This window comes from Streptomyces sp. NPDC031365 (genome assembly GCF_055569765.1).
On the sequence record NZ_JBVIIM010000030.1, the window covers coordinates 37,982 to 51,619 of the forward strand.

The 13,638-nt window shown below is 70.6% G+C and carries 10 protein-coding genes; 4 read left to right on the forward strand and 6 right to left on the reverse strand.

The window, feature by feature from the left end; all coding sequences use genetic code 11:
* Positions 1–72 precede the first annotated feature (72 nt).
* Positions 73–1,047, forward strand: a complete 975-nt coding sequence (locus tag ACZ5C2_RS31800) for an acyl-ACP desaturase (protein ID WP_468799128.1) — start codon at positions 73–75, stop codon at positions 1,045–1,047.
* Between the two features lie 198 nt (positions 1,048–1,245).
* Here ACZ5C2_RS31800 and ACZ5C2_RS31805 read toward each other — a convergent pair whose 3' ends face one another.
* The 4 genes from ACZ5C2_RS31805 to ACZ5C2_RS31820 all read right to left on the reverse strand — a co-directional run bounded on the left by ACZ5C2_RS31805 (position 1,246) and on the right by ACZ5C2_RS31820 (position 5,148).
* Positions 1,246–1,491 carry a WhiB family transcriptional regulator gene (locus tag ACZ5C2_RS31805; protein WP_468799130.1) on the reverse strand — a complete coding sequence of 82 codons (246 nt, stop codon included), beginning with the start codon at positions 1,489–1,491 and terminating at the stop codon, positions 1,246–1,248.
* A gap of 140 nt (positions 1,492–1,631) precedes the next feature.
* Positions 1,632–2,426 (reverse strand): VOC family protein, encoded by a 795-nt coding sequence (locus ACZ5C2_RS31810; RefSeq protein ID WP_468799132.1) that lies wholly within the window; start codon positions 2,424–2,426, stop codon positions 1,632–1,634.
* A gap of 592 nt (positions 2,427–3,018) precedes the next feature.
* Positions 3,019–4,059, reverse strand: coding sequence for a LacI family DNA-binding transcriptional regulator (locus tag ACZ5C2_RS31815; RefSeq protein ID WP_468799134.1), 1,041 nt, complete (start codon positions 4,057–4,059; stop codon positions 3,019–3,021).
* Positions 4,060–4,143: 84 nt separating this feature from the next.
* On the reverse strand, positions 4,144–5,148 hold the full coding sequence (locus ACZ5C2_RS31820) for a multicopper oxidase domain-containing protein (RefSeq protein ID WP_468799136.1): 1,005 nt from the start codon (positions 5,146–5,148) through the stop codon (positions 4,144–4,146).
* Between the two features lie 282 nt (positions 5,149–5,430).
* Between ACZ5C2_RS31820 and ACZ5C2_RS31825 the strand changes: the two genes are divergently transcribed.
* Both ACZ5C2_RS31825 and ACZ5C2_RS31830 read left to right on the forward strand, forming a co-directional pair.
* Positions 5,431–7,860, forward strand: a complete 2,430-nt coding sequence (locus ACZ5C2_RS31825; protein WP_468799138.1) for a ThuA domain-containing protein — start codon at positions 5,431–5,433, stop codon at positions 7,858–7,860.
* Positions 7,861–7,883: 23 nt separating this feature from the next.
* The gene (locus tag ACZ5C2_RS31830; RefSeq protein ID WP_468799204.1) at positions 7,884–10,076 is read left to right on the forward strand and encodes an OmpL47-type beta-barrel domain-containing protein; all 2,193 of its coding nucleotides are present in this window, start codon (positions 7,884–7,886) and stop codon (positions 10,074–10,076) included.
* Between the two features lie 29 nt (positions 10,077–10,105).
* On the opposite strand, the gene ligD is transcribed toward ACZ5C2_RS31830, so the two are convergent.
* On the reverse strand, positions 10,106–11,131 hold the full coding sequence (gene ligD, locus ACZ5C2_RS31835) for a non-homologous end-joining DNA ligase (RefSeq protein ID WP_468799140.1): 1,026 nt from the start codon (positions 11,129–11,131) through the stop codon (positions 10,106–10,108).
* Between the two features lie 74 nt (positions 11,132–11,205).
* On the opposite strand from ligD, the gene ACZ5C2_RS31840 reads away from it, so the two are divergent.
* Positions 11,206–12,273 (forward strand): ATP-dependent DNA ligase, encoded by a 1,068-nt coding sequence (locus ACZ5C2_RS31840; RefSeq protein WP_468799142.1) that lies wholly within the window; start codon positions 11,206–11,208, stop codon positions 12,271–12,273.
* Between the two features lies 1 nt (position 12,274).
* On the opposite strand, the gene ACZ5C2_RS31845 is transcribed toward ACZ5C2_RS31840, so the two are convergent.
* Positions 12,275–13,465, reverse strand: coding sequence for a zinc-dependent alcohol dehydrogenase (locus ACZ5C2_RS31845; RefSeq protein WP_468799144.1), 1,191 nt, complete (start codon positions 13,463–13,465; stop codon positions 12,275–12,277).
* Positions 13,466–13,638 lie beyond the last annotated feature (173 nt).

The window sequence follows — 13,638 nt, forward strand, 5'->3', positions numbered from 1 at the left end:
AGCCTACGATTCCGTAGGTTCCCGGCACCGCTCGCCGGACGTCCGAATGTCACCGTCCCCCTGGAGTCACCCGTGTCGATCACTTCTCCCCACCTGGGCAGCCCTTCGGTCTGGACCGACGCCCGGCTGTTGTACGCGCTGGAGGAAGTGGTCGAGCAGGAGCTCAACCGGCATCTGAGGGTGACCAAGGACTGGATGCCTCACGAGTACGTGCCGTGGAGCGACGGCCGCAACTTCCCCGGCTTCTTCGAGGACGGTGAGGCCTGGGACAAGGAGCAGTCGAAGGTCACCGAGGTCGGCCGGATCGCGCTGGTGGTGAACCTGCTCACCGAGGACAACCTCCCCAGCTACCACCACGAGATCGCCACGCTGTTCGGCCGGGAGGGCGCCTGGGGCACCTGGGTGCACCGCTGGACGGCCGAGGAGGGCCGGCACGGCATCGTGATGCGGGACTACCTCCTCGCCTCGCGGGCGGTGGACCCGGACAAGCTGGAGCAGTTCCGCATGTCGCACATGAGCGAGGGCTTCGAGTCGGACAACCGGCACTCGATGCTCCACTCGATCGCCTACGTCGCCTTCCAGGAGCTGGCCACCCGTATCTCGCACCGCAACACCGGCCACCAGTCCGGTGACCCGGTCTGCGACCGCATGCTGGCACGCATCGCGACCGACGAGAACCTGCACATGGTCTTCTACCGCAATCTGCTCAAGTCGGCGTTCGAGCTCGCCCCGGACCTCACGATGCAGGCGGTGCGCGATGTCGTGGTGAACTTCCGGATGCCCGGCCACGGCATCCCCGGGTTCGAGCGGGCGGCCGCGCAGATGGCCATCGGCGAGGTGTACAACATGCGCATCCACCACGACGACGTGCTGCAGCCTGTGCTCCGCTTCCTGAAGATCATGGAGATCGACGGGCTGGGCCCCGAGGGCATCAAGGCGCAGGAGGAACTGGGCCTGTTCATGGCCGGCCTGGACGCGGAGGCCTCGAAGTTCGACGAGAAGCTGGCGGCCCGCAAGGCCCGGATGGCGGCCCGCGCCGCCGGCTGAGGCCCGGCCCGGGGCGCGGGACGGCGGGATGCGACCCGGCGCGCTCCCGGTCGTGGAGGCCCGGCACGTCCGCCTCCGCGCCCCAGCCCGCCCCGGGGCGCGGCCCAGTGACTCCGTGCCGGGCACCACCCGTCGTCATGGCGGTCCCCCGCCTCCGCGCGCCGGAACCACCGTCCCGCCCGCCTCCGCGCGCGGGACCTACCGTCCCGCGCGCCGCAGTTCCAGGCGCTCCTTCTCCGACATGCCGCCCCAGACACCGAAGCGCATGTCGTTGGAGAGGGCGTATTCGAGGCAGCTGGCGCGGATCGGGCAGAGACCACAGATGCGCTTGGCCTCGCGGACCGAACTACCGGGCTCGGGGAAGAAGAAGTCTCCGCCCGTCTGCGCGCACAACGCCTCTTCCTGCCAGGCGAGGTCGGGCAACGGGAATGTGTCGGTGTGCATGGCCGGAAGCGTGCCCGACGGCGAAAAACGTTCGATCAACGCCGCATCAACGCCGGGGCTCGCCGGGCCCGCCCGCCCGTCCCCGACCGCATGATGATGACGGTCGGCGCCGCGGCCGTGCACGGCGGCGCGCCGGTGTTTCACGTCTGGCGCGGATCGCCTCTGAGAACGGCGAACCGCGCGCCGTACGGGTCCTCCAGGCGGGCGAGCCGGCCGACACCGGGGATGGATGTGGCGGGCATCCGCACCCTGCCGCCCAGCCCGGCGGCCCTGTCGACGACGGCGTCCGTGTCCTCCACGCCGATGTAGGGCAGCCAGTAGGGGTGTCCGGTCCCCGCCTCGACGGGATCGTCGGCCAGCGGGACCATCCCGCCGAACATGCCGTCCTCACCCGTCCCCGCGGCGTTGACGGAGGTGTAGACGCCGCCGGGGAAGGTCACCGCCGAGGTTTCCCAGGCGAGGACCGAGTGGTAGAAGGCGGCGGCCCGGGCGATGTCCGGGGTGTAGAGCTCGGCCCAGCACAGGGCGCCGGCCTCGCCGGCCGCCTCGATGCCCTTGCGCGGCGCGGGCTCCCAGACGCCGAAGGGGACGCCGCCCTGGTCGGAGAGGATCGCCCTTCTGCCCTGCCCCCTCACGTCCATGGGCGGCATGGGCACCTCGCCCCCGGCCTGCCGGGCGGCCTGCGCGGTGGCGTCCGCGTCGGAGCTGCGGAAGTAGACGGTCCACGCGGGCGGGCCCTGCTCGGGTGTGGTCCGCATGCCACCGGCGACGATCCGCCCGGCCAGTTCGAAGAAGCCGTAGCCGCCGGCGTCGGCCCCCGCCGAGCGGAACTCCCAGTCGAACAGGCCGCCGTAGAAGGAGGCGGCCCCCTCGAGGTCGGATGTGCCGACGTCGATCCAGTTCGGGGCGCCGTCGACGAAGTGGGTGGTGAGCATGGTGCCTCCTGCGAGAGGTCCCGTCGCCTGCCCTGCCGAGTCTTCCACCGCCCACCGACAATCACCGCCGGAGCACCCGGACGGGCGTGCCCCGGCCCGGACACGGGCTGGATCCGGGACCGGTGCGCGGTCACCGGCGCCCGAGGCCGGCACACCGAACGATGGCCCTGGGCGCGGAGGCCGTGGGCTCAGCGCCCGAAGCCCGGCCCGGACCTCGGCGGCCGCGGCCCAGCCCCGGAGGGGGTACCCCCGGACGGGCCGGCAGGGGAGGGCGGCGGTTTCCTTCCAACCGACCGAGTCGGGCAGTGGGTGGGCACGGGCCGGGGGCGGAGCCCTCCAGCAGGGCGAGGCCGGGGCGCAGGTGTCGGAGCTCATGATCCGGTACTCGGCATCGGAGCAGGCTCCGCAGCGCAGAGACCGGGACCGGGACTCAACGCGGTGTCCGAGGGACGGAGTTCAGGATCGGGTGCTCAGCGCCCCGGCTGGGCGCCCGGGTTCAGGCCCAGGCCCGCGCCCGGGGCCCACGGTACGCCGCCGGGCGTCTTGGGGTTGCGGGCCCGGGACCGCGGGACCCGGGCCGGACGTCTCGGGCTCACGCCGACGTCCGGCGGATCAGGGTCGTCGGCAGGATCAGGCTGGACGGGCCGCCGCCCTCGTTCTCGTCCGGGGTGGCGGTGCGGTCGAGGTCGTGCAGGAGGAGGCGGGCCATCAGGCGGCCCATCTCCTCGATGTCCTGGCGGACCGTGGTGAGCGGCGGTTCGGTCTGTTCGGCGATCGGCAGCATGTCGTCGAAGCCGACGACCCCCACGTCGTCCGGCACCCGCCGTCCGTGCTCGCGCAGCACGCGCAGGGCGCCCGCCGCCATGAGGTCGTTGGCGGCGAACACCGCGTCCAGGTCGGGGCGGCGGGCGAGGAGTTCCCGCATCGCCCGCTCGCCGCTCGCGGGGGTGAAGTCTCCCTCCACGACCAGTCGGGGGTCGGCGTCGGCCCTGACGTCCCGGAACCCGTCGAGCCGGTCCACGGCCGAGGTCTGGTCGAGGGCGCCGGTGATGTGGGCGATGCGGCGGCGGCCGAGGCCGAGCAGATGCCGTACGGCGTCGCGGGCGCCGCCCCGGTTGTCGCTGTCGACGTAGACGACGCCGCCCTGGCCGCCGTTGAAGTCGGGCCGGCCGCCGAACACGGTCGGCACCCCGGCACGCTGGATCAGTTCGGGCAGCGGGTCGTCGATGTGGAGCGAGATCACCAGCGCGCCGTCGACGTGGCCGCCGGCGAGGTAGCGGCCGACCCGTGCGTGGTCGTCGCGGTCCTCGGTCAGCAGCAGGACGAGCTGGTTGTCGTGCGCCGTCAGTTCCTTGCTGATGCCGCGCAGTTGGCGGGCGAAGAACGGGTCGGCGAAGACCCGGGTCTCCGGTTCGGCGACGACGACGGCGATGGCGTCGTGCCGCTTCGTCACCAGGCTGCGGGCGGCCTGGTTGGGGACGTACCCGAGTTCGTCCACCGCCTGCCTCACCCGCTCGGCCAGGGGTTCGCGCACCCCGTCGGAGCCGTTGACCACGCGGGAGACCGTGGCCCGGGAGACCCCGGCCCGCGCGGCCACGGCCTCCAGCGTGGGGCGCGGCACTGTCTCGGTCACTTGGGGCTCCTCACCTGCGGTTGCGGCACAGGATAGCCCCGGCCCGCCCGGGTGGGAGAGCGCTCTCGCATCACGTCCGGTGCGTCAGTGCTCGTGCTCCGGCCTCTCCCCGGAGGCCGGCCCGTGGGCGTGCTCGTGCGGGTCGTACCCGGGGATCGTGCCGTCCGGCTTCTTCACCAGGAACAGTCCGACCATGCCCATGTCGGAGTGGCTCTGGACGTGGCAGTGGTACATCCAGGCGCCCGCTCCGACGCCCTCCCCCGCGATGATCTGGAAGCCGAAGGAGTCGGCCGGGCCGCAGATCTTGTTGTCGATGACCGTACTCGGGTCATCGGGTCCGGTGAGCATGCCGGTGCGGTTGTCTGCCCAGCGGTGACCGTGCATGTGGAACGTGTGGTAGTACTCGCCGTGGGTGATCATGACGATCTCGACGCGGTCGCCCACGGTGGCCTCGAAGTCCGGGCCGGTGTGTGCGGGCCGGTTGTTGATCGACATGTCGTTGAAGACGATGGTGTGGGTCGCGTCGGGGAGTACGTCGCCCTTGCGGCGCACGATGACCGGCCCGTAGAGACCGTTGCGGATGCCGCCGGTGCCGTGCACGGTGCCGACCACGTGGTCGTGGTAGTGCCAGTAGCCCGCGCTGCCCGCCCGCCAGGTGCCGTCGGAACGCCGGCCGGGCTTGTGGGTGCGCCAGGTGTAGGTACGGGTGCCGCCGGGCTCGACGTCGCTCCTGTTCTGCTTGGTGCCGTCGCTCGAGATCTCGTAGTCCAGGCCGTGGACGTGCAGGCTCACCGGCACGTCCATGGTGTTCTCGAACTCCACGTGCAGCGTGTCGCCCTCGTTGAGCTCGATCAGCGGGCCCGGGATCGACGCCTTGCCCTTCTCGAAGCCGTAGCCCATCTGTCCGCCGTCCAGGCGCTCGGCGTACATCTTGACGCGCCGTACCTCGCCCCCGGCGGGCGCGGTCCTCGCCGGGGCGGCCGCGCTCACGGCATCGGGCGCGCTCACGGCATCGGGCGCGGCGGACAACGATGTCGCGACGGCCGCGCCGCCCAGCAGTACCCGTCGGTTGAATCCGCGTCTGTCCATGCCGAACTCCCCAGGTGGCTGTCATGAACCTGTGAAACCGTAGCGGCCTGCCCTTCGTTTATCCACACTCAGGACAAAGTTTGATTCATTGCTGCGATAGGTATTGGCGTGTGACGCAAAGAGGTCTAACTTCCTTGACGCTGTTGCTGCGACCGAGGAGGGGTGGGTGGCCACGTGCGGTCCACATCGCGTCAAGAACCCTTGCGCTTAAGAGGGTTGAGCACGTCAGGCACCACGAGCACACGAAGGACGAGAGCGAGACGACGCCTCTGGGCGGCCACCGTGACCGCCTGCGCCGTCACCGCCGGGCTGCTGTCGGGTCCCGCCGCCAGCGCGCGCCCGGCCCCGGATCCGTCCCTGACAACGATGTCCATCAAGTCGCCCCCGGGCGGCGCGAACGTACGTGTGCTGCTGTTCCACGGTTCGGCGGCCGGTGGTGACGAGTCACCGCTGGTGAACGCCGGGATCGCGGCGATCGAGAAGATCGGGCTGTCCGGCCCGGAGAACCAGCGTTTCGCGGTCACCGCCACCGACAACGCCTCCGTGTTCACCAACGCCAAGAAGCTGGGCCGCTTCAACACCATCGTGTTCCTGACCGGCGGCGGGGATGTCCTCGACCCGGACCAGGAGGCGGGCCTGGAGGCGTACATGGAGGCCGGCGGCGGTTTCGTCGGTCTGCACGACGCGGCCCGCGCGGAGCCGTACTCGGACTGGTACACCGGTCTCATCGGCGCCCGTCCGGCCGCCTCCAGTCCCGGCACGGTGCAGCGGGCCACCGTCGAGGTCGGCGACCGGACGCATCCGGCGGCCAAGAGCCTGCCGACGCAGTGGAAGCGGCCCGACAAGTGGCTGAACTGGGTGAAGAACCCCTCCGGCGACGTGCACACGGTCGCCCGGGTGCGGGAGTCGACGTACCAGCCCGGCGCGGGCGCCAACGGCTGGGACCACCCGGTCAGCTGGTGCCGTGACTACGACGGCGGCCGGTCCTTCTACACCGGCATGGGCGGCACGGTCTCGTCGTACGACGAAACCGACTTCCGCGACCATCTGCGCGGCGCCCTGCTGTGGACCAACCGTCTCGCGCAGGCCGACTGCAAGGCGACGATCACCGGGAACTACCAGGCGGAGCGGCTCACCCGGCCCAACCAGCCGGGTCGGAACGACCAGATCGGCGAACCTCACGGGCTGGTCACCGCCCCGGACGGCCGCGTGTTCTACATCGGCCGGGGTGGCGCGGACGCGTCCCAGCCGGTCGTCACCGACTGGAACGACCCGGACATCGGCAAGGGCAAGGGCGAGATCCACGTCTACGACCCGGAGACGAAGAAGGTCACCCTCGCCGGGGCGCTCACCGTCTTCGGCAACAAGGGCGGCGGCGACGAGCTGAGGAAGGTCGAGGAGGGCCTGCTCGGCATCGAACTGGACCCGCGGTTCGAGCGGAACGGGTGGGTGTACCTGCACTACACACCGCACTCCGAGATCAACCGGGACACGCACATGGGCGAGCGGCGGGTCTCCCGCTTCACGCTCGACCAGGCCACCAGCAAGCTGGACCTGGGCAGCGAGAAGGTGCTGCTGAAGTGGCCGGTGCAGATCCACAGCTGCTGCCACGCGGGCGGCGGGATGGCCTGGGATTCCAAGGGCAACCTGTACATCGCCACCGGTGACACCAACTCCAGTGGCTTCAGTGGCGGCTACTCGGGCAACAACCCGGAGCCCGAATTCAAGGGCGTGTCCTTCGCGGACGCACGCCGCACCGCCGGCAACACCAACAACCTCAACGGCAAGATCCTGCGCATCCACCCGGAGCCGGACGGCACGTACACCCTCCCCGAGGGCAACCTGTTCACCGGCGAGGAGACGGCCGAGGGCGGTGGGAAGACGCGCGGCGAGATCTATGTGATGGGTGTGCGCAACCCGGCGCGCATCTCCGTCGACCGGAAGACCGACATCCTCTACGCCGGCTGGGTCGGCCCGGACGCCGGTTCCCCGTCGACGACCTGGGGTCCGGCGAAGTACGACACGTTCGCCGTGATCACCGAGGCGTCCAACCGCGGCTGGCCGTACTGCATGGGCAACAAGCAGCCCTACCGGGACCGGAACCTGCCGGACCCGTCGAAGCCGCTGGGCTGGTACGACTGCGACGCTCCGAAGAACGAGTCGCCGAACAACGACGGCCTGGTCAACCTGCCGCCGGTGACCGGCAACAACATCTGGTACTCACCGCAGGGCGGCGCCCCGGACTACCCGCGCGACGAGAACGGCGTCCCGTCGTACGAGCAGGACGAGGCCACCTACCGGCTGCCCTGGCTCAAGGGCGGCGGCCAGGCCGCGATGAACGGTCCGGTCTACCGCTACGACGCCGGCAGCGCCAGTGAGGTCAAGTGGCCGGCGTACTGGGACGGCAAGTGGTTCGTCGGCGATTTCTACGACGCCGACCAGCCGCGCAACGCGGTGCTGATGGACCCGAAGACGCAGGGCGACGGCGGTCTTCCGGTGCACTCGGAGTCCCTGAAGAAGATCGTGCCGGTCGGCAACGACGGCATCAAGAACCTGATGGGCTGGAAGTTCGGTCCGGACGGGGCACTGTACGTCCTCGACTACGGCCGCGGCTTCTTCACCTCCGACGCCAAGTCCGCGCTGTGGCGGGTCACCTACACGGGCGGCGGTCCCACCCCGGCCGCCGGTCAGCTGGCGAGGAAGGCCGGATGAAACCAGTGACACGGCAACGAAGAATGTGGGCCGGCCTGCTGGCCGCCCTGCTGATGACGCTCGGTCTGCAGACGACGACGTCCGCGGCCGGCGAGTCCGGTTCCACGGCCACCGAGGCGGCGGAGCAGGTCCTCACCTGGACCGCCGGTGACAGCATCACCGAGTACACGTCCGCACCGGCCACCGCGGTGGCCGGTCCGGCGACGATCGTCTTCGAGAACAGCGCGGCCACCGGCAACACCACCGGCATGCCGCACACGCTGACGTTCGTGACCTCCGACCCGGAGTTCAACAACGACGTCCAGCTGAACATCCTGGCCAACCCGGGCGACGCCCAGGGCGGCCGGCACACCGCCGAGGTGGTCCTCACCCCGGGCCGGTACTTCTACCACTGCACCATCCCGGGCCACGGCGAGATGCAGGGCATCCTGACGGTGACCGAGGGAAGTGGTGAGGACACCACGGCGCCCGAGGCCACGGCGAAGGTGACCGGAGCACAGAACGACAAGGGCGAGTACGTCGGTTCGGCGAGCGTCACCGTCGAGGCCACCGACGAGGGCTCGGGCGTGGACCGGATCGAGTACGCCGTCGGGGCCGACGGTGCCTGGCAGCCGTACACCGCCCCGGTCGTCGTCGACCAGGTCGGCACCCACACGGTGCGGTACCGCGCGCTGGACAAGGCGGGCAACGTCTCGCCGGAGAAGAGCGCGGCGTTCACGGTCGTCCCGCCGCCCACGGACGACACGACGGCGCCGGAGACCTCGGCGACGGTGGACGGCGAGAAGAACGACGACGGCGCCTACATCGACATGGCGACGGTCACCGTCACCGCGTCCGACACCGGCTCCGGCGTCAACACCATCGAGTACGCCGTCGGGGCCGACGGTGCCTGGCAGGCGTACATCGGCCCGGTGATGGTCCACGAGGCCGGTACGCACACCGTGCGCTACCGCGCCACCGACAAGGCGGGCAACACGGCGACGGTCAAGAGCGTGGAGTTCACGGTCGTATCCGCACCTCCGCAGGACACCACCCCACCGGTGACGGGCGCGACCGTCGAGGGCGTCAGGAACTCCGACGGTGCCTATGTCGGTGACGCCACGGTGACCGTCAGCGCCACCGACGGGCACGACGGGTCCGGCGTCGCCGGTATCGAGTACTCGCTCGACGGCGGGCCGTACCTGGCGTACGGCGCACCCGTGGTCGTCGACCGGGCGGGCCGGCACATTGTGTCCTACCGGGCGAGCGACACGGCCGGCAACACCTCCGCGCCGCTCGCGGTGAGCTTCACGGTCGTGGCCGACGGCGGGGTTCCCGCACCCACCTGCCCCGAGTACGACGAACGGTCGACGGTGATCGTCGGCACAGTCGACTCGGGTGTGCCGAACCGGGTCACCAACAACCGGTGCCGGATCGGCGAACTGATCGAGGACGAGAAGGAGTGGACCTCGCAGGCGCTGTTCCTTAAGCATGTGAAGAGCGTCCTGGACGGGCTCAAGCAGGAAGGGGTCATCGACAAGCGGGAGCGGAAGGCCATCAACCAGGCGGCCAAGCAGTCCGGTATCGGCACGCCCGGCCAGACCGACGGCTACCGCAAGATCCTCGACGGCACCGAGGAGTCGTTCGCCCGGTGGGAGCAGGTGGGCGGCGGTTCGTTCGCGCTGAACCCGGACGGCTCGATCACCTCCGGCACCACCCGGGGCGGGCTCGGCATGCTGTGGTTCCCCGAGCGCACGTACGGCGACTTCTCGCTGAAGCTCCAGTGGCGTGACGACGCGCCGGGCACCGGCAACGCCAACTCCGGCGTGTTCGTGCGGTTCCCGCAGATCCACGACCACCCGGAGGAGCCGCGGCCGGAGTGGGCCGCCATCAAGTACGGCCACGAGGTGCAGGTGTTCGACTCGCCCACCGGCGACATGTACAAGACGGGCTCGGTCTACGGCTTCGACCGGGTGGGCCTGGCCGGTGCGGGCGTGACGCAGAAGGGCACCTGGAACGACTACGAGATCCGCGTGGTGGACCAGCACTACTCGGTCTACCGCAACGGCGTGCTGATCAACGAGTTCGACAACACCGGCGGCCAGGACTTCACCCCGCCGCGCTCGGACGACCCGGGCACGGACGGGCGGCGGTTCGCCTCCGGTTACATCGGACTGCAGGTGCACGGGACGACGGATGTCGTCTCCTACCGGGACGTCCGGATCAAGGACCTGTAGTTCCGACCGGGTTCGGGTGACGCGCCGGGTCAGGAGGCCGAGGGTTTCGGCTTCCTGGCCCGGCTCGGCTGCACCCGGCTGGGCTCTCCCGGCATCTTCGGATACTCGGGTGGGTACGGCAGGTCGCCCAGACCGTGGTCGTGTTCGTCGCGGCGGGCGAGTTCGAGCAAGGGCTCCAGCGAGAACGCGTGATCGTCCATGTCCGCGTGCACATCGCCGAGTCCGGCGAAGCGCGGGGGCATGGTCGTGATGTCGAAGTCCCGTGGGTGCGCGACGCCGACCTCCTCCCAGCGCAGCGGTGCCGAGACGGGCGCGTGCGGGCGGGGACGTACGGAGTAGGCGGAGGCGATGGTGCGGTCACGGGCGGTCTGGTTGTAGTCGACGAAGATGCGCTCCCCGCGCTCCTCCTTCCACCACTTGATGGTCACCCGCTCCGGCATCCGGCGTTCGAGTTCCCGGCCCACGGCGATGGCGGCGCGGCGGACCTGGGTGAAGGTCCAGCGCGGTTCGATCGGCACGAAGACATGGATGCCTCGCCCGCCGGAGGTCTTGGGCCAGCCGCGCAGCCCGCCGAACTCCTCGAGTACGGCGCGTAGTTCGTGGGCGGCGCGGGCGGCGTCGTCGTAGTCGGTGCCGGGCTGTGGATCGAGGTCGATGCGGAGTTCGTCGGGGTGGTCGACATCGGCGCGGCGCACCGGCCAGGGGTGGAAGACGAGCGTGCCGTACTGGGCCGCCCACACCACGGCCGCCTCCTCGGTGGGGCACATCTCGTCGGCGCTGCGGCCGCTGGGGAAGGTGATGTGCGCGGTGGGGATCCAGTCGGGCATGCCCTTCGGCGCCCGCTTCTGGTAGAACCACTCGCCGGTGATGCCGTCCGGGTAGCGCTGCAGGGTGGTGGGCCGGTCACGCAGGGCGCGCAGGATACCGGGAGCGACCGCCTGGTAGTAGCGGGCGACATCCAGCTTGGTGTGGCCGTGCTCCGGGAAGAAGACCTTGTCCGGGCTGGACAGCCGTACGGTCCGGCCGGCCACTTCCAGTTCCACCGCGTCACCCATGCGAGAAACGGTAGGCGTAGCGCACATTCCTCGCACACCGGGCGGCAACGGGCGTGTTCGCGCAGAATCGGAGCATGGATCTTCCCGTCATGCCGCCCGTGAAGCCGATGCTCGCCAAGTCGGTGGCGAGCATCCCGCCGGACATGCATTACGAGGCGAAGTGGGACGGCTTCCGGGCGATCGTGTTCCGCGACGGCGACGAGGTGGAGTTGGGCAGCCGTACCGGGAAGCCGCTGACCAGGTACTTTCCCGAGGTGGTGGCAGCGGTGCGGGAGCGGTTGCCGCAGCGGTGCGTGATGGACGGGGAGATCGTCGTCGCGCGGGAGGGACACCTCGACTTCGACGCGCTCACCGAGCGCATCCACCCGGCGGACTCACGGGTGCGGACGCTCGCCGAGCGGACCCCGGCGTCCTTCGTCGCCTTCGACGTGCTGGCCCTGGGGGACGAGTCACTGCTGGAGATGCCGCTGTCCGACCGGCGGGAGCTGCTGGTCCGGGCGCTGGAAGGGGTCACCCCACCGGTTCACGTGGCGCCGGCGACGAGGGACATCGAGGTGGCGCGGGGCTGGTTCGGGCAGTATGAGGGTGCGGGCCTGGACGGGGTGATCGCCAAGCCGCTGAATCTGCCGTACCGGCAGGACGAGCGGGCCATGTTCAAGATCAAGCACGAGCGCACGGCCGATGCGGTCGTGGCCGGGTACCGGCTCCACAAGAGCGGTCCGGTCGTGGGTTCACTGCTGCTGGGCCTGTACGACGAGGGCGGCACCCTTCAGCACGTGGGCGTGTGCGCGGCCTTCTCCATGAAGCGGCGCGCGGAGCTGATCGGAGAACTGGCTCCGCTGCTGATGGACGACGTGTCGGGTCATCCGTGGGCGGCCTGGGCGGACGAGGCGGCCCACGGGACGGCGCGGCTGCCCGGCGCGCCGAGCCGCTGGTCGGGGAAGAAGGACCTGTCCTGGGTGCCGCTCAGGCCGGAGCGGGTGGCCGAGGTGGCCTACGACCACATGGAGAACGGGCAGCGCTTCCGGCACACCGCCCGTTTCCGCCGCTGGCGTCCGGACCGGACTCCCGAGAGCTGCACCTACGCGCAGCTGGAGGAGCCGGTCCGCTATGACCTGGCCAAGATCCTCGGCGCTCCCTGAGTCAGGGCTGCAGCAGCACCTTGACCGCGCCGTCCCGCTTCTTCTGGAACATGTCGTAGGCGTGCGGTGCCTCGGCGAGCGGAACGCGGTGGGTGGCGAAGTCGTCGACGCCGAGCGGGTCCTCGTCGGTGAGGTAGGGGATGATCTCGTCGCTCCAGCGGCGTACGTTGGCCTGGCCCATGCGCATCTGGATCTGCTTGTCGAACAGGGTGAGCATGGGCATCGGGTCCGCCATGCCGCCGTACACGCCGACGATCGAGAGGGTGCCGCCGCGGCGCACCAGTTCGATGGCGGTGTGGAGTGCGGCGAGCCGGTCGACGCTGAAGCGTTCCGCCAGCGGGCCGCTCAGTTTGCGGGGCAGCAGGGCGGACGCGTTCTGCACCATGCGGGCCGCGGCGCCGCCGTGCGCCTCGGTGCCGACCGCGTCGATCACGGCGTCGGGGCCGCGGCCGTCGGTCTGGTCGCGGATCGCGGCGACAAGCTCCTTCTCGTCGTCGAAGGAGCGCAGGTCGAAGGTCTCGACGCCCCGCTCCTTCACCCGGCGCAGCCGCTCGGGCACCAGGTCCACGCCGAACACCCGCCCGGCGCCCGTGACCTGGGCGACCCGGCAGGCCATGTCGCCGATGGGGCCGAGCCCGAGCACGGCGACGCTGCCGCCCTGCGGGACGCCGGCGTAGGCGACCGCCTGCCAGGCGGTGGGCAGGACGTCGGACAGGTAAAGGAACCGGTCGTCCGAGGGCCCCTCGGGGACCTTGATCGGGCCGTACTGGGCCTGCGGGACCCGCAGGTACTCGGCCTGCGCGCCCGGCACCGCGCCGTACAGCCGGGTGTAGCCGAACAGGGCCGCTCCCATGCCCTCGGCGCTGACCTGGGTGGTCTCGCACTGGGTGGGCAGTCCGGTCAGGCACATCCAGCAGTTGCCGCAGGCGATCTGGAACGGCACCACGACCCGGTCGCCGACCTGGAGGTCGGGCACCGCCGCGCCGACCTCTTCGACGATCCCCATCGGCTCGTGGCCGAGGATGTCGCCCGGTGTCATGAACGGGGTCAGCACTTCGTACAGATGCAGATCGGATCCGCACAGTCCGCTGGACGTGATGCGGATGACCGCGTCGGTCGGCTCCTCGATCCGTGGGTCGGGCACGTTCTCCACTCGTACGTCCCGCTTTCCCTGCCAGGTCAGTGCCCTCATCGCCGCCCGCTCCCTCCGTCGTGGCCGGTGTGTCGCTCCTGCGGTGGCCGCCCGGGTACCCGAGGGGTCTCGCACCGAACCGCGGGCCGCTGGGCCGATCGGCGGAAGCCGCCGCACGGGAGCACCCCCGGTCGGCTCTAGCCAGAGACAATCGGAAAAGCGCACAATCGAGA

Excerpts from the sequence above, each read along its gene's own strand:
- ACZ5C2_RS31805 (WP_468799130.1), bottom strand. The coding sequence starts at position 1,491 with ATGCACACCGACACATTCCCGTTGCCCGACCTCGCCTGGCAGGAAGAG.
- ACZ5C2_RS31810 (WP_468799132.1), bottom strand. The coding sequence starts at position 2,426 with ATGCTCACCACCCACTTCGTCGACGGCGCCCCGAACTGGATCGACGTC.
- ACZ5C2_RS31820 (WP_468799136.1), bottom strand. The coding sequence starts at position 5,148 with ATGGACAGACGCGGATTCAACCGACGGGTACTGCTGGGCGGCGCGGCC.
- ACZ5C2_RS31830 (WP_468799204.1), top strand. The coding sequence starts at position 7,884 with ATGTGGGCCGGCCTGCTGGCCGCCCTGCTGATGACGCTCGGTCTGCAG.
- ligD (WP_468799140.1), bottom strand. The coding sequence starts at position 11,131 with ATGGGTGACGCGGTGGAACTGGAAGTGGCCGGCCGGACCGTACGGCTG.
- ACZ5C2_RS31840 (WP_468799142.1), top strand. The coding sequence starts at position 11,206 with ATGGATCTTCCCGTCATGCCGCCCGTGAAGCCGATGCTCGCCAAGTCG.
- ACZ5C2_RS31845 (WP_468799144.1), bottom strand. The coding sequence starts at position 13,465 with ATGAGGGCACTGACCTGGCAGGGAAAGCGGGACGTACGAGTGGAGAAC.